Annotated in this window: 15 protein-coding genes; 3 read left to right on the forward strand and 12 right to left on the reverse strand. The window is 67.5% G+C overall.

What is annotated here, in order from left to right; translation table 11 throughout:
- Positions 1-50 precede the first annotated feature (50 nt).
- Positions 51-1,097, reverse strand: a complete 1,047-nt coding sequence (locus tag ACPTTC_RS28420; RefSeq protein WP_226195036.1) for an ABC transporter substrate-binding protein — start codon at positions 1,095-1,097, stop codon at positions 51-53.
- A 77-nt stretch (positions 1,098-1,174) separates the two neighbouring features.
- On the reverse strand, positions 1,175-2,281 hold the full coding sequence (locus ACPTTC_RS28425; protein ID WP_423394852.1) for an ABC transporter ATP-binding protein: 1,107 nt from the start codon (positions 2,279-2,281) through the stop codon (positions 1,175-1,177).
- Between the two features lie 108 nt (positions 2,282-2,389).
- Here ACPTTC_RS28425 and ACPTTC_RS28430 point away from each other — a divergent pair, with 108 nt between their 5' ends.
- Positions 2,390-3,913, forward strand: coding sequence for a PLP-dependent aminotransferase family protein (locus tag ACPTTC_RS28430; protein ID WP_423394853.1), 1,524 nt, complete (start codon positions 2,390-2,392; stop codon positions 3,911-3,913).
- Positions 3,914-3,949: 36 nt separating this feature from the next.
- Here the strand turns inward: ACPTTC_RS28430 and ACPTTC_RS28435 are convergent, their stop codons facing one another.
- The 5 genes from ACPTTC_RS28435 to ACPTTC_RS28455 all read right to left on the reverse strand — a co-directional run bounded on the left by ACPTTC_RS28435 (position 3,950) and on the right by ACPTTC_RS28455 (position 9,586).
- Positions 3,950-4,984 carry a lipase secretion chaperone gene (locus tag ACPTTC_RS28435; RefSeq protein ID WP_423394854.1) on the reverse strand — a complete coding sequence of 345 codons (1,035 nt, stop codon included), beginning with the start codon at positions 4,982-4,984 and terminating at the stop codon, positions 3,950-3,952.
- 3 nt (positions 4,985-4,987) lie between these two features.
- Complete coding sequence (locus tag ACPTTC_RS28440) at positions 4,988-6,082, reverse strand: esterase/lipase family protein (RefSeq protein ID WP_423394855.1); 1,095 nt, start codon at positions 6,080-6,082, stop codon at positions 4,988-4,990.
- 228 nt (positions 6,083-6,310) lie between these two features.
- Positions 6,311-8,443 (reverse strand): TonB-dependent copper receptor, encoded by a 2,133-nt coding sequence (locus tag ACPTTC_RS28445; RefSeq protein WP_423394856.1) that lies wholly within the window; start codon positions 8,441-8,443, stop codon positions 6,311-6,313.
- A gap of 82 nt (positions 8,444-8,525) precedes the next feature.
- Positions 8,526-8,894: a DUF2946 domain-containing protein gene (locus ACPTTC_RS28450; protein WP_423394857.1), complete on the reverse strand. Its 369-nt coding sequence runs from the start codon at positions 8,892-8,894 to the stop codon at positions 8,526-8,528.
- A 155-nt stretch (positions 8,895-9,049) separates the two neighbouring features.
- On the reverse strand, positions 9,050-9,586 hold the full coding sequence (locus tag ACPTTC_RS28455; protein ID WP_423394858.1) for a cytochrome b: 537 nt from the start codon (positions 9,584-9,586) through the stop codon (positions 9,050-9,052).
- A 225-nt stretch (positions 9,587-9,811) separates the two neighbouring features.
- Here ACPTTC_RS28455 and ACPTTC_RS28460 point away from each other — a divergent pair, with 225 nt between their 5' ends.
- Entirely contained in the window at positions 9,812-10,450 is a 639-nt protein-coding gene (locus ACPTTC_RS28460; protein ID WP_423394859.1) for a Pr6Pr family membrane protein, read from the forward strand.
- 48 nt (positions 10,451-10,498) lie between these two features.
- On the opposite strand, the gene ACPTTC_RS28465 is transcribed toward ACPTTC_RS28460, so the two are convergent.
- Positions 10,499-11,233 carry a peptidoglycan DD-metalloendopeptidase family protein gene (locus ACPTTC_RS28465; protein ID WP_423394860.1) on the reverse strand — a complete coding sequence of 245 codons (735 nt, stop codon included), beginning with the start codon at positions 11,231-11,233 and terminating at the stop codon, positions 10,499-10,501.
- A 425-nt stretch (positions 11,234-11,658) separates the two neighbouring features.
- Between ACPTTC_RS28465 and ACPTTC_RS28470 the strand changes: the two genes are divergently transcribed.
- On the forward strand, positions 11,659-11,979 hold the full coding sequence (locus ACPTTC_RS28470; RefSeq protein ID WP_175955093.1) for a hypothetical protein: 321 nt from the start codon (positions 11,659-11,661) through the stop codon (positions 11,977-11,979).
- Positions 11,980-12,097: 118 nt separating this feature from the next.
- On the opposite strand, the gene ACPTTC_RS28475 is transcribed toward ACPTTC_RS28470, so the two are convergent.
- The 4 genes from ACPTTC_RS28475 to ACPTTC_RS28490 form a co-directional block, all read right to left on the reverse strand.
- Positions 12,098-12,442: a DUF4148 domain-containing protein gene (locus ACPTTC_RS28475; RefSeq protein ID WP_175955091.1), complete on the reverse strand. Its 345-nt coding sequence runs from the start codon at positions 12,440-12,442 to the stop codon at positions 12,098-12,100.
- 200 nt (positions 12,443-12,642) lie between these two features.
- Complete coding sequence (gene gndA, locus ACPTTC_RS28480; protein ID WP_423394861.1) at positions 12,643-14,055, reverse strand: NADP-dependent phosphogluconate dehydrogenase; 1,413 nt, start codon at positions 14,053-14,055, stop codon at positions 12,643-12,645.
- A 97-nt stretch (positions 14,056-14,152) separates the two neighbouring features.
- A complete protein-coding gene (locus ACPTTC_RS28485; protein ID WP_423394862.1) occupies positions 14,153-14,794 on the reverse strand; it encodes a DUF938 domain-containing protein in 642 nt (213 codons plus the stop codon).
- Positions 14,791-15,687, reverse strand: a complete 897-nt coding sequence (locus ACPTTC_RS28490) for an NAD-dependent protein deacetylase (protein WP_423394863.1) — start codon at positions 15,685-15,687, stop codon at positions 14,791-14,793. Before ACPTTC_RS28490 ends, ACPTTC_RS28485 begins: the two co-directional genes overlap by 4 nt.
- Between the last annotated feature and the right edge of the window lie 41 nt (positions 15,688-15,728).

Consider the following 15,728-nt stretch of genomic DNA (forward strand, 5'->3'; position numbering starts at 1 on the left):
CGTGCCGCGCGGCCGGTTGCATCAGGACACCGTTCAGGAAGCCTGATCGGTTACTTCGTCGCCCACGCGGCGAAGCGCTGCTCGAGCTCGTCGCTGTGGTCGGTCCAGAAGCCGATATCCTCCAGCACCGCGTTCTTGCCGTTGGCCGGCGAGTTCGGCAGGTTCGCGAGCGTCTTCGCGTCGAGCGACTTGATCGCCGCGATGTTCGTGGGGCCGTACGCGATGTGCTGCGCATACGCCTGCTGCGGCTTCGGCGTCAGCGAGTACGCGATGTACTGCTCGGCCAGCGCCTTGTTCGGCGAGCCCTTCGGAATCGCCCAGTAGTCGAGGTCGTAGATGCTGCCGTTCCACACGACCTTCAGGTTCTTGCCTTCCTTCTGCGCGGCGTCGATGCGGCCGTTGTACGCGGTCGACATCACGACGTCGCCGGCGACGAGGAACTGCGGCGGCTGCGCGCCCGCTTCCCACCACTGGATGTTCGGCTTCAGCTCGTCGAGCTTCTTGAACGCGCGGTCCTGGCCAGCCTTCGTGCCGAGCACCTTGTACACGTCCTTCGGTGCGACACCGTCGGCCATCAGCGCGAATTCGAGGTTATAGCGCGCGCCCTTGCGCATGCCGCGCTTGCCGGGGAATTTCTTCACGTTCCAGAAATCGGCCCAGCCGGTCGGTGCCGACTTCAGCTTGTCCGCGTTGTACGACAGCGCCGTCGACCACACGAAGAAGCCGACGCCGCATACCTGCGGCGATTCCGGAATCAGGTCGGACTTCTTGGCGATCTTCGACCAGTCGAGCTTCTCGTACAGCCCTTCGTCACAGCCGCGGTTCAGGTCGCCCGATTCGACTTCGACCACGTCCCAGTTGACGTGCTTCGCCTCGACCATTGCTTTCACTTTCGCCTGCTCGCCGTTGTATTCGACGGCCGTGACCTTGTTGCCGGTCGCCTTCTCGAACGGCTGGTTGAACGCGGCCTTTTGCGCGTCGCCGTTCGCGCCGCCGAAATTGACGACCGTGAGTTCGGCAGCCGATGCCGATGCGCCGACGACGGCGAGCGCCAGTGCCAGCGCGGTGCGCCGTGCGGTAATGCGTGCTCGGTTCATGGTGGTTCCTCTCCTCTCGTGGTGGAAATGGGCAGTTGTTGTTGACGACGTACTGCGGGAAATCGGGGAAACCCTGCTCACGCGAACACGCGCAGGTGTTCGGGCGCAAACGCGAGCGCGACCGGGGCGCCGGGCGAGAACGCATCGAGCGCGCCGGTGCCGAGCGGCACCTTCACGAAGCATTCGTCCTGGCCGGGCAGAGCGCAACGCATGCGCACGTGGTCGCCGAAATAGATGAGGCTGCGCGCCTCGCCGCTCAACTGGTTGGCGGCCGAGCCGTTCGCGTGCCCGTTCGCGCCATGCACGGCGAGGCTCATGCGTTCGGGGCGGATGCACGCGACGGCCGGCGCACCCTCGGCCGCATCGCCGATGCGGCGGCCGACGAGCTTCGTGCCGTCGTCGAGCCGGAATTCGCAGAATTCGCCGTCGACGCGCGCGATGGTGCCGCGCAGCCGGTTGCTGTCGCCGATGAAGTTCGCGACAAATTCATTGCATGGCGATTCGTACAGGCGGTCGACGGTGTCGAGCTGCTGCACGATGCCCTTGTCGAACACGGCGACGCGATCGGACATCGTCAGCGCCTCGCCCTGGTCGTGCGTCACGTAGACGAAGGTCACGCCGAGCTTTTCGTGCAGCGCCTTCAGTTCGTACTGCATGTGTTCGCGCAGTTGCTTGTCGAGCGCGCCGAGCGGCTCGTCCATCAGCACCAGCTTCGGCTCGAACACGAGCGCGCGCGCCAGCGCGATGCGCTGCTGCTGGCCGCCCGACAGTTGCGCCGGGTAGCGTTTCGCGAAGCGCTCCATCTGCACCATCTTCAGCGCATGCGCGACGCGTTCCGCGCGCTCGGCCGCCGGAAGCTTGCGTACGGTCAGCGGATACGCGACGTTCTGCTCGACCGTCAGGTGCGGGAACAGCGCGTAGTTCTGGAACACCATGCCGATGTTGCGCTTGTGCGGCGGCACGTTGTTCAGGAGTTCGCCGTCGAGGCGGATCTCGCCGCCGGTCGGAAACTCGAAACCGGCGAGCATCATCAGGCAGGTCGTCTTGCCGGAACCCGACGGCCCGAGCAGCGTCAGGAATTCCCCGCGGTGGATATCGAGGTCGAGCGATTTGACGACCAGCGTTTCTCCGTCGTAGGTCTTCCGCACGCCGCGAAAGCTGACGATCACATCATCGGACTTCATCGTGGCTGTCCCCTTGCTTCGCGACAATTGATTTTGAGATGCGAGCCACTATACGGCGCGCACGGTTCTACAATAGGGAACCATTTCAATATTCCGCGTGGGACCACTTTGGACACCGTGATCGTCGCCGACTGGCTCTCCGGCCGCCTCGACCGTAGCTCGCCCGAGCCGATGTACCGGCAGTTGCTGCAGTTGATGCAGCAGGCCATCCTGACCGGGGAATTGGGGCCAGGCACCAAGCTGCCGAGTTCACGCACGCTCGCGGCCGACCTGTCGATCGCGCGCAATACCGTGCTGCACGTGTACGACCAGCTGACGGCCGAAGGCTACGTGCTCACGACCACCGGCAGCGGCACCTATGTGGCCGACACACGGCCGGACGCCGCCGCGATCCACGTGCCGGGCGCCGCGCCGCCGCCGTCGAGCGCCGATGAACCGCCGCAGCCGGGCGCGCAGGGCGGCCTGTCGATGCGCGGCCGGCAGCTGATCGAGCACGCGGGCGTGTCGCGGCGCCAGTGGGGCGCGTTCATGCCGGGCGTGCCGGACGTGTCGGAATTCCCGAGCCGGACGTGGAGCCGCCTGCAGGCACGGCTGTGGAAGGAAGCGAACCCCGAGCTGCTGACCTACGCGCCGGGCGGCGGCTACCGGCCGTTGCGGCGCGCGCTCGCCGATTACCTGCGCGTCGCGCGCTCGGTCAAATGCTCGCCGGACCAGCTCATCATCACGACGGGCATCCACCAGTCGATCGACCTCGCGGTGCGGCTGCTGTCCGACATCGGCGATCGCGCGTGGGTCGAGGAGCCGTGCTACTGGGGCGTGCGCAGCGTATTGCAGGCGGCCGGTCTCACGCTGACGCCGGTGCCGGTCGACCAGGAAGGGCTCGACCCGCGCGCCAGCGACATGCAGCATCCGCCGCGGCTCGTGCTCGTCACGCCGTCGCATCAGTACCCGCTCGGCATGGTGATGAGCCTCGCACGACGCCGGATGCTGCTCGAATACGCGCGCCAGCACCGCTGCTGGATCATCGAGGACGACTACGACAGCGAGTTCCGCTACGGCAGCCGCCCGCTCGCATCGCTGCAAGGGCTCGACGACGGCGGCCGCGTGATCTACGTCGGCAGCCTCGGCAAGATGCTGTTCCCGGGGCTGCGGATGGGCTACATGGTCGTGCCCGAGCATCTGGTCGACACGTTCCGCACCGGCTTATCGGAGCTGTACCGCGAGGGCCAGCTGATGCAGCAGGCCGTGCTCGCCGAATTCATCATGGACGGCCACCTGACCTCGCACGTCAGGCGGATGCGCACGCTGTACGGCGAGCGCCGGCAACTGATGATCGACGCGATCCGCGCGCGCTTCGGCGAGGCGCTGCCCGTGATGGGCGACGAGGCCGGCCTGCATCTCGTGCTCGGCCTGCCCGACGCCTGCGACGATCGCGCGGTCACGCAGAGCGCGTTCGATGCCGGCGTGATCGTGCGCCCGCTCACCAGCTACTACAGCAGCCTCGACACCGCGCGGCGCGGCCTGCTGCTCGGCTATGCGTGCGTCGCGCACGAAAGCATCGGGCCCGCGTTCGACACGCTCGCGAATACCATCGAGCAACACCTGCCTCGGGACCTCACGCGCGCGGCATAGCGGCGTTCATTCGCCACGCCGCCCGCGCCTGCCACATTACCGCGCGCCGCCCGCCCCGCGATCGAGCGATGCCGCGCGCACGGCTTCGCCGGGCTTCGTGAACACGCGCTGCCGCAGCGCGGCGATCTGCGCATCGCGATCCTGCGGAGACAGGCCCGCCGACTCGATCTGCGCACGTTGCGCGGCATAGTCCGCGTAGCGGCTCTGCCACGATGCATCGTCCTGCTGCATCTGCGCGACGCGTGCGGCGGCTTCCGGGCCAAGCGTCTGGGTCAGTTGCGCGCGCATCGCGTCGGGCGCCGCCCCGCTCTTCTGCAATTGCGCGATCTGGTCGATCGCCGCACGCTGCTGGTCGATGCGCTGCTGCGCGGCGCGTTCGTCAGCCGGCATCTGCTGTTCGAGCGCCGCGAGCCGCTCGGCCTTCTGCGCATCCGTCAGCGTGGAATCCTGCGTGATCTTCAGCCGCGCGAGGTCGTAGCGCTGCCGCCACTGCTCCGCACCGAAGAACGGCTGGGCCCACTCGCCGAGCGTGCGGTAGGCGATCGACGCGCGCTGGTCGAGCGCGAGCTGCAGCGCGCCCAGGTCGGACTTGTCGACCGCGCCGGCATCGCGCAGCTTCGCAAGTGCGTCGCGATACGCGCGATAGCGGTGCCATACGTCGAGCGCCTCGGCCTGCGCAACCGTGCCGTCGAGTTGCGCGGCAATCTCGCGCACGACGAACGCATCGAGCGCGGTCGCGCTCAGGTCGCTCTGCGCGGTCAGACAGTAGTCGAAGAAATCGCGCACCGCGCGCGACTTCGCGAGATGGCCGCCGGCATCGAGCGGCAACCGCGGCGCGCTGGAGCCGGCGAGTGACGGCGGCAGACCCGCGCTTGCCGGCACGGCGGCCTGCGGCGGCGCGGCAGCCAGTCCGCCTGCCGCCGGCGCATCCGGCGCATCGCCGGCAGCGCCCGTCCCGCGATGCCAGCCCGCGCCGCTCCACATCGCCACGCCGGCAATCGCCGCCAGCCCCACGACACCATAGACCATGGCGCGCCGCGCCAGCGGCGCGCGTCCCTCACGTGCCGTCATCGATTACACGCCCGCCAGCTTCAGCCGGTTCGCATGCGTGCGGATCACCGCGACCGGATCTTCCGCATACGCGCCGCGCACGCCGAGCAGCTGGTTGATCTCGTCGAGGTGGTTCCACTTGTAGCTCGTGCTCAGCACCTTGCCGTACAGCGCACTGCACTTCGACACGAGCCCGTCATTTTGCCCGGAGCCGCGGTTGATCATCACCGTGCCCGTGCCGAACAGCGCGAGCGTCGACGCGTCGAGCGCGTTCGCCGGATCGACGACAGGAAGGACGCTCGTGTCGGTCGCTCCCGTGACGCCCAACAGCGAAAGCGTCGGCTGGATCGCCGTGCCGGCCCACGAGTACAGCAGATGCGTGTTGCCGCCGACGGTTTCCGTCGGCGCGCCGGTCTGGCAACTGCCCGGCGCACCCAGGCCCGCACTGGGGTAATTCTGGTTGTAGGTGGCGGCCCGTGCGGTGGTCAGCGTCTGCAGCGCGGCGAGCGCGTCCTGGTTCGTGTTGTGGCTGCTGCTCGTCAGGATGCCGAACACATTGACGAACGCGGCGATCACCGATGATGAAAGCCCGGTCGGATCGTATGCAAGCACGCTCTGCACGAAGTCGGCGAACTCGGAGCCGCGATGCGGCGTGCCGATCGTCGTCACCGACGCGACGAGATCGGGTGCGACGGCCGCGACGTAGCGCGACGTGAGGCCCCCCTGGCTGTGGCCAACGAGATTGACCTTGGTTGCGCCCGTCGCCGCGAGCACCGTCTTCACGTAAGCGAGCAACTGTTCGCCGCGCCCGTTCGGGCCGTCGTCGCTCTGGAATCCAGACAAGTTCGCGACGTAGACGGTCGCACCGTTCTGTTGCAGGTCTTCCTGGATGCCATACCAATACTCGAGCACGCCGGCGTACTTGTCGGTACCCGAGAGCCCGTGCACGAGGATGATCGGATAACGCGTCGCCGCGTAGCCGTCGGCGGGCGCGGTCGCCGCCGTCGCCGCGTGCGTCGTCGCGAGCGTCATCACCGCGGTCGTCCCCGCGAACGGCGCGATGCTCATCGCGCATGCCACTGCCCCTGCCACCACCCTGGAACGCATCGTTTTGGCCATGCATGTTCTCCTGATTATTGTGCTGCCGGTGCGAATGAAGCCGGATCGACACGCACTATGCGTCGCAAACGTCGCGACCACCGTGTGCATCGAATGCGGGAGTGAATCACGAGTCGCCAACGTTTGCGCCCTGACTAGATACGGTTCTCTAATCGGTTGACGCGCCCCGCCCGTTCGGGCGGGGCCGCGTTCATGGGCACGCATGCTGCAACGCACACGTGCGATGCGTTACAGCTTCGCGCTCACGCGCACCCATGCGGTCCGGCCCGGCTCCATCACCGGCGAGTTCGCCGGATAGCCGAAGCCCGCGTTGCCGGCGAGGTTCAGGTGCTCGGTGTAGGCCTTGTTCAGCACGTTGTCGACGCCGACCGAGATCTGCACGCGCTTGCTGACGTTGTATTGCGTATGCAGCGAGAGCACACCGAATCCGGCGCTCGGGCCGAAGTCCTTGCCGACCACGTTGCCCTCGTTCAGGGCATAGCGATGCTGCGGCGCAACGATGCGCCACAGCCCCCCTGCCGACCACGCACCACGCGTGTATTCGAGCCCGATGCGCGCCTCGAGCGGCGGCATCTGCGGCAACGGATCGCCGGTTGCGGCGTTGCGCCCCCACGCATACGCGAGCGACGTCTCGACGCGCAGCGGCGAAACCGGTTTCCACGACACGCCCGCTTCGCCGCCCATGATCTGCGCGTTGACGTTGGTTGCCTGCGTGGTCGGGCCCATCATGCCGGCCGCGTAGTTGAACAGGATGAAGTCCTGCACGTAGCCCGCGTACGCCGACACCCATGCATCGAGCCGATCGCTCTTGTATTGCGCACCGATATCGAGCTGCGTGGTCTTCTCCGGCTGTACCGCCGAGAACGCGTTGATCGAGCCGGCCGGCCCGCGCTTCGCGGAAAACAGCTCCCAGTAGTCGGGGTAGCGCTCCGTATGGCCGACGCCCGCGTACCATGTGACGGGCAGCGACGCGAGATCGCGCTCGTAGCGGACGAAGCCGCTCGGCAATACGCGCGTGCGATCGTCGTCGAAGGTCGGATTCGGCTTGCTCATCATCATGCCGCTCGTCGTCGCGCGCTTGTCGCGCGCGCTCGCATAGTCGATGCGCGCGCCGCCGATCACGCGCGACACTTCGCTCGCGTACCACGTCAGTTCGCCGAACACGCCCGCGTTCCACATCGTCGCCTGCGCGTCCCACGGCTTGTCGCCGTAGTTCTGCCGTCCCATCGCCGAACGCGAGTCGAGCCGGTTCGATTGCGCGTCGACACCCGTCACGAGCTTGAAGTCGTCGGCAAAACGAAACGTCGCGGCCGCGCGCGCGCCGAACGTGCGACGCCGCACTTCCGACGCCATCCGCATCGGCATGCTGCTGGTCGGGTCCGGTTGCCGCAACGTGTAGTTGTCCATCACGTGATCGGCTTCGTTGTAGTACACACGGGCCTCGATCCGGTCGAGCACGTCGCCGAGATGCTTCTTGTCGAACGACAGGCCGAACGTTTCCCGGCGGAAATGCGCGCCGTCCATCCCGCGCCCCGCGTAGCGCGCATAGCCGTCGCCGGTGCCGGCGGTCAGCTCGACGCGTGTGTGGTCGTCCGGTGTCCAGCCGAGCGCCGCATCGGCGTTCCACTTGTCCCACTGCGACGGCACGGTGTTGCCGTTGCCGTCCTTGTAGTCCTGCGAATGTGCGTGGTTCGCGGTCACTCGGCCATAGACGTCCGGCGTGCCGGCCGTCACGTCGATGTTCTGGTCGTTGCGGCCGAACGACCCGCCGACCAGGCTGCCCGCGAAGCGCATGCCGGGCTTGTCGAAGCGCGGCGTCACGCGCTCGAACATCACGGTGCCGGCCGACGCGCCGGGACCGTACAGCACGGTCTGCGGGCCCTTCACGACGGTGACCTTGTCATAGCTTTCCGGTGCGATATACGACGTCGGCGCATCCATCCGGCCCGGACATGCGCCGAGCGTCGACATCCCGTTCGCCAGGATGTTCAGCCGCGAGCCGAACATCCCGCGCAGCACGAGGTCGCCGTTGGTGCCGCCGCTGCGGATCGACGTGAAACCGGGGATGGTTTTCAGGTAATCCGCGCCGTCGCTGGCGGGCAGCGGCTGGCGCGGCGTCTTCGGATCCGTGACGACGACGAGCGGCGTCGACAGCGGCGATGCGACGACTTCGATGGCCGGCAGCGGCGCGGCCGTGTCCTCGGTCGGCGCGCCGGGTGTGGGCGCCGTTTCGGCGGCCGCGGCGCTCGCGGCCAATGCACCGACAGCGAGCGCGGGAACGGTAAGTTTCAGCACGCGCGGCATGTGCCGCACACAGGCATTGCGTGACGCCCGCGGCGCACGCAACTGGAAAATGGTCATGATCGAAAGCCCGAGTAACGCCCTCCACGCGGCCTCGACGGGCCGCACGGATATCGGCGGTGAAAAGAACGGAAACAGCGCGTCAGGCGCGCTCGGGCGGGGCGCGCGGGTACGCGCGCGGATAGCGGTCGGCACGCGCCGCGACGGCGGGCGGCGCGGCGGCGGAAACGGAAACGAAGGGAACGGAAGCGAGTGCCGCGGCGGCCGGCCCGCCGATCGCGGGGCTGTGCGCGAAGAAACCGCAGTAGCCGCACGCATCGAGATGCAGCGCATGATCGTGCCTGCGGCCCGCATCGGGGGACTGATGCGCGCCATGCTCCGTACTGCAGACGATCGCGTCAGGCACGGCAGCCTGCGCGACGCGCCACTGCGACACCAGTGGCGCCGCGATCGCGAACCAGATCGCGAGCACGCCAAGCCAGGCGGTCAGGTGACGATGTCGGTGCAGCATGCTCGGCAACGAGTAAGCGGAATGTAAAAACAGCCGAGATGTTACAGAATGTTTAACGCGATGGCCAGTGCGGATGCCGGTAAACGAACCGAGGGCGCATGGTTGTCAACACAACCATGCGCCCTCGCCTGCTGCAGGTTTCCGGAACGTGCCGTTCAGGGTGCCATGCGCCGCAGCACGTCGTCGCGCCGGATGAAATGATGGTAGAGCGCGGCCAGCGCGTGCAGGCCGATCACGAAGTAGAACGCGTTGCCGATCAGTTCGTGCGCTTCCTTGATCGTCGGCCGCAGCGCCTTGTCGGGGCCGAACAGCGTGAACGACAGGCCGAGCCAGTCGAGCGACACCGGCTTGCCGCCCAGGTTGATCATCATGATGCCGAGCAGCGGCTGCGCGATGATGAATACGTAGAGCGCGACATGCGCGAGCTTCGAGAGCCAGCGCAGCAGCGCCGCTTGCGGAATGGCATCCGGAACACGGCTGACGGCCCGCCACAGCACGCGCAGCACCGACAGCACGAGCACGAGCGTGCCCGCGGTGAGATGCACGTTCATCCAGAACACCCGGCTGTCGCTGCCTTTCGGCCCACGGATCTCGATGGCCAGATAGGCCAGCGCCACCAGCAGGAAGACGGCCCAGTGGAAGAAGATCGCGGGCGAGCTGTAGCGCGTCTGTTTCGCGAGGATGTTTCTCATGCTTCGTCTCGTGTCGTATGCGGGGATGGACGCATGCAGCCACCGGCCTGCGCCCGGCAAAACTGCCCCGATTGTAGCCGTACGGGCGCCCGGTTTTGCACGACGCGGCAAATATCCGACGAATTGCCCATGCGCGCCGCGCGGGGCTTCATATGGGAAAATCCGCATCGCGCGTGCGGACGGCTGTGGCACGATGTAGCTTTGGTGCGACGGTGCGCGGGCATCATGAGCAAGGCGTTCTTCGTTGCGGCCTATCGGCTGATCGCCGCGTTGCTCGCGGTATCCACCACGCTGCGCAGCATCGCCAACTACTGGCACCTGCCGGGCTTTCATCTCGGCAACTACCTCAGCTACTTCACGCAACTGAGCGGCCTCTATGCGGCCGCAATGCTCGCCACCGGGCTGTGGCACATCGCACGCCCCGGCTCGGCCCGCTACGAATCGATGCGCGGCGCCGCGGTGCTGTACGTCCTGATCACCGCGATCGTCTACGAACTCCTGCTCGCGCGGCTCGATGCACTGCGCCACATCACGCCGGCGTTCAACAACTGGGTGCTGCACCGGATCGTGCCGCTCGTCATGCTGTGCGACTGGCTGTACGTGGAGCCGCGCCTGCCGATTCCCCGGCGCAGCGCGTTCGCGTGGCTCGCTTTCCCGATCGTCTATCTCGGCTATACGCTGGTGCGTGGCGCGCTGGAGAACTGGTACCCCTACCCGTTCGTCGATCCGCGGCCGCACGGCTACCTGCCGGTTGCGATCCAGTGCTCGCTGATCGCGATTGGGGCGACGGCGCTCGCACTCGGCATACGCTGGCTCGGCAATCACGCGAGACAGTCGGGTGCGGTGACGCTCAGGAAGGGATGACGGCGGGAACGTGTGCGCCGCCCGGCGCACACGGGGTGACGCGGGTCGTCAGCCGCCGTTGCGCGGCAGGAAGTTCATCGGATCGACGACCTTGCCGTTCTGGCGGACTTCGAACTCGAACGTCGAGCGGCCGCTCGCGTCGGTGCCCATTTCGGCGACCGGCTGGCCCTGGCGCACCGCATCGCCTTCGTTGACGAGCAGCTTGCCGTTGTGTCCGTAGGCCGTGATGAGCCCGTTCTCATGCTTCAGGATCACGAGCGGGCCGTAGGCCTTGACACCGGACCCGGCGTACACCACGCGCCCGGCCGCCGCGGCCCGCACCGAATGGTCGGGCCCGGATGCGACGATCACGATGCCGCGCGTCTTGCCGGCCGAGAACGGCGTCGCCACGACACCGGTGGCCGGCCATGCGAGCGAGCCCGGCTGTGCGGCCGCCGCGGGCGGCTGCCCAAACGACGTCGCGGCAGGCGGCGGCGCGACGCGCAGCACCTGGCCGGGATACACGGCATCGGTCGGTGCCATGTGGTTCCAGCTGGCCACGTCCTGGATGCGCTGCCCGTAGGCGTTCGCGACGCTCGCGAGCGTATCGCCCGGATTCACGCGGTAATAGCCGGCGATCACGCCCGGCGTCGCGGCCGACGTGGGTGCCGGCTGGCGCGCCGGCTGCCAGTTGTCGGTCCACGGCGTCATCGTGCAGCCCGTCAGCGCGATGGCTGCGGCAACGAGCGCCGCCTGCGGCAGCCAGCGCGTCAGCGCATCGTGGATGGGAATAGTTTCTCTCAAGGGTCCTCCCGGATTTGCGTCGTTGCGCCGCCCACCGCCCCCCGGCGCGCGACGCACGATGTCCGGCCGAACGGCCGGACCAATCAGTATCCGACCGCTCTCGCGGCCGTCAGTTTCCACAGCGGGACGTTGGCGCGAATGAGCTCGCCGGCCCCTTTTTCGCGTCGTCCCAGCCGGCAAAGATACCATTTGTGGCGGTCAAGGCCGCGTCAGTTGCCCGATCCGGCAACAATCTTGCGGCGTCACACCATCATCGCGGCGGCCTGCAAGCCGCGCCGCGCGGGCCGCCGGGCGGGCCTGCGGCGGATCTTTCGCCTGCCGTGCCGCCCTCGCGAGCAGTATCGGTCCCGTCACATTCTCCCCTTCGATCGCCACCTATACTCGGTGATGCACTGCGCGACCCAACGACAACGAGGAGCATGACAATGAACAACGCGACGTTTCTTTCCGTGCAGCTCAACGCCGATGACTTCTCCGGTTCCAGCGGCCTGGTCGAATTGCTCAACCGGCACCTGCTGTTCGCGACCGACGTCGCCGAGGCGGCCGATGCGCTCGTCCAGCTGGCGAGCGTCGCGCATTTGACCGGCGCCACGCGCCACAGCGTCGAGCTGCCGATCCTCGCGATCGAACGGCTGCGTGATGCGCTCGACACGTTGAGCGGCTACGACGAAACGTGGCTGCAGGTGCTGGAACCGGCCGAAGCGCTGTTCCGGGATATCGGGCGCGGCCGGCGCGCGCTGCACTGAACCAGCGGTTGGCGCGATATGCGCGCCGCCAATGAAAACAGCCCGTCGTTCCGCATGACGGAACGACGGGCTGTTTGTACTTCCAGGGTCGGATCAGGCCGCCGATGCGGCCGCACCATTAACGACCCTTGTAGATCGGGGCGTCGTCAGCGATACGCTTGACTTGCCAGCCGGTCTTGGCCTTGGCCGGCGCGCCGGATTCCTGCGCGGCAGCCGGTTGCGCGCCGTAGCCGGTCGTGTCGGCAGCGGCGACGTTCTGTTGCGGGTTCAGGCGGGCTTCTGCAGCCTGGATGCTTTCCGGGTAGTTCGTACGGTCGCTGCCCAGCTTGTAGCCGGCCTGTTGCACGGCGGCCAGTTCGGCCTTGACCTGTGCGCGGGTGACGGGCGCGTTCTGTTGGGCGAACGAGACAGCGGGAACGGCGAGGACGGCAGCTGCGGCGAACGTTGCGATCAGCGATTTCATGATTACCTCCGGGATTTTTTTGCTCCGCCGCACACACCATGTCTGCAGCGATGGAACAGAGTTTAGTCCCGGCGTCGCCTAGGGAAAACCATGAAAGAGCGAAAACACTGTTTCCCCGGAGCCAACAATGTCGGCATCCGGGATAGAAAAACCCTATTCAAAGAATAGATTTTCGCAACAATGCTGTCCCCGCCAGCCGGTTACGACCAGTTCGCGTGGAAGCTGCCCGGCTTGTCGGTACGCTCGAACGTGTGCGCACCGAAGAAATCTCGCTGCGCCTGCACGAGGTTCGCCGGCAGCCGCTCGGAGCGGTAGCTGTCGAAGTACGCGACCGCCGACGCGAACGCCGGCACCGGCACGCCGGCCTTCACCGCGGCAACCACGACATCGCGCAGCGACGCCTGGTAATTCGCGGCGATGTCCTTGAAGTACGGATCGAGCAGCAGGTTCGCGAGCGCCGGATCCTTCGCGTACGCGTCCGTGATCTTCTGCAGGAAGCGTGCGCGGATGATGCAGCCCGCGCGGAAGATCTTCGCGATCGTCCCGAGATCGAGGTTCCAGCCGTACTCTTCCGACGCCGTGCGCAGTTGCGCGAAGCCCTGCGCGTACGAGATCACCTTGCTCAAGTAGAGCGCGCGACGCACCGCTTCGATGAACGCGGCGCGATCGCCGTCGAGCGGCACGGCAACCGGGCCCGACAGGATCTTGCTGGCCGCGATGCGTTCGGTCTTCAGCGACGACAGCACGCGCGCGAACACCGATTCGGTGATGAGCGGCAGCGGCACGCCGAGATCCAGCGCGTTCTGGCTCGTCCATTTGCCGGTGCCCTTCTGCGCGGCGCGATCGAGGATCACGTCGACGAGGTGCTTGCCGGTTTCCTCGTCCTTCTTGCCGAAGATCTTCGACGTGATCTCGATCAGGTAGCTGTCGAGTTCGCCCTGGTTCCACTCGGTGTACACCGCGCCGAGCTCGTCGTTGGTCAGGCCCGCGACGCCCTTCAGCACCGCATAGCTTTCTGCGATCAACTGCATGTCGCCGTACTCGATGCCGTTGTGGACCATCTTCACGTAATGGCCTGCGCCGTCCGGGCCCATGTACGCGACGCACGGCTCGCCGTCCGACGGCGCCTTGGCGGCGATCTGCTTGAGGATCGGCTCGACGAGGTCGTATGCGTCACGCTGGCCGCCGGGCATGATCGACGGGCCGCGCAGCGCGCCCTCTTCGCCACCCGACACGCCGGTGCCGATGAAGTGCAGGCCCGATTGCGCGAGCTCCTGGTTGCGGCGGATCGTGTCGGTGAAGTGCGTATTGCCGCCGTCGATCAGCACGTCGCCCTTCTCGAGCAGCGGCTTGAGCGACGCAATCGTCGCGTCGGTCGCTTCACCGGCCTTCACCATCATCAGGATCCGGCGCGGCGTTTCGAGCGACGCGACGAACGCCTCGAGCGTATAGGTCGGCACCAGATTGCGGCCGGGGAATTCGGCGATCAGTTCGTCGGTTTTCTCGCGGCTGCGGTTGTACACCGACACCGCGTAACCGCGGCTCTCGATATTGAGTGCGAGATTGCGGCCCATCACCGCGAGCCCGATCACACCGATTGCTTGTTTGCCCATTAGTCAATTCTCCGGAAAAAACGGGGCGCGACCCGAACCGGGTCGCGCGCACAGGCGAAAGGATAGTGGAAACCCGGCGGCGATGCGCGCTTGCGTGTCATTGCTCCGCGTGCGGCAGCCGCCGGAACACGACGCTCAGGTTGTTCGCCGGCATGTCCACCACCTCGATGCAGTCGAGCCCGCGATCGAGGCCGAGCGCGACGACGGTCTCGAGATCGCGCACGCCCCACGACGGGTCGCGGCTGCGCAGTTGCAGGTCGAAGGCTTCGTTCGACGGCGCCGTATGCCGACCCTCGCGGCGATACGGCCCGTAAAGGAACAGCACGCCGCCCGGCCGCAGCAGGCGCGACGCACCTGCGAACAGCGCGTCGGTGCAGGCCCATGGCGAGATGTGAATCATGTTGATGCAGACGATTGCATCGAGCGCGTCGACCGGCCAGGACGCGTCGCGCACGTCGAACGCGAGCGGCGCGGCAACGTTGGCGAGGCCCGCATGGGCCACCCATGCGGCGATCGAGCGCCGCGCCTGCGCGTCGGGATCGCTCGGCTGCCAGTGCAGGCCCGGCAGCGCCTGCGCGAAGTGGACCGCATGCTGCCCCGTGCCGCTCGCGATCTCGAGCACGCGGCCGCTCGCCGGCAACACGCGGCGCAAGACGTCGAGGATCGGCCCGCGATTGCGTTCGGCTGCCGGCGCCGACAGCCGCGCGGACGGATCGGGAGTAGAGGTCGGGCCGCTCACGATGCCTGCTCCGGTGCGCGGCCCGTGAGGCCCAGCCGCGCAGTCAGCGCGTCGAGCGCGGGCGCGCAGCGTGCCTCCACCTTCAGCGTCAGCATCGGATCGGCGCGCGTATGGCCGAGATTGAGCGCGGCGACCGGCTTGTGCCGTGCCTGCGCCCACACGCAGAAGCGGTAGCCGGAGTACACCATCAGCGACGAGCCGACGACCAGCAGCGCATCGGCCGCGTCGAGCGCCTGCGACGCGAGCGCCACGCGCTCGCGCGGCACGTTTTCGCCGAAGAACACGACCGCCGGCTTCAGCAGCCCGCCGCACGCGGGGCACGCGGGGATGCGGAACGTGTCGAGCGCGGCCCATTCGAGGTGCGCGTCGCCATCCGCGGCCGGCTCGGCCTGCGCGCCCAGCAATTCGGGATTGTCGGCCTCGAGCATGACCTGGATCGTCGCGCGCGCATGATGCGCGCCGCAGCCGAGGCACGTGACGCCGTCGATTCCGCCGTGCAGTTCAACGACGTCGTCGCTGCCCGCGCGCTGGTGCAGGCCGTCGACGTTCTGCGTGACGAGTCGCTCGATCCGCCCCGCACTGCCGAGCCGCGCCAGCGCGACGTGCGACCCGTTCGGCTGCGCGCGGCCGACGACGGGCCAGCCGATCATGCTGCGCGCCCAATAGCGCCGCCGCGCGGCATCGGAGCCGAGGAATTCGTGGAGCTGGATCGGCGGCGAGCGCATCCATTGGCCGTTGCGGTCGCGATAGCCGGGAATGCCGGAGTCGGTGCTGATGCCCGCGCCGGTCAAGACCAGCAGGCGCGGATGACGCTCGACGAACGTGTGCAGCGCATCGAGCGCGGCCGGATCGACGCCGGCGGTTGAAGGGTCGTGCAGGGCTTTGTCGTTCATGTTGGCAACACGTGATCGGGCGCGCCGGCAAGCACCGTGCG

The organism is Burkholderia mycopellens, assembly GCF_964265025.1.
Lineage (GTDB): Bacteria > Pseudomonadota > Gammaproteobacteria > Burkholderiales > Burkholderiaceae > Burkholderia.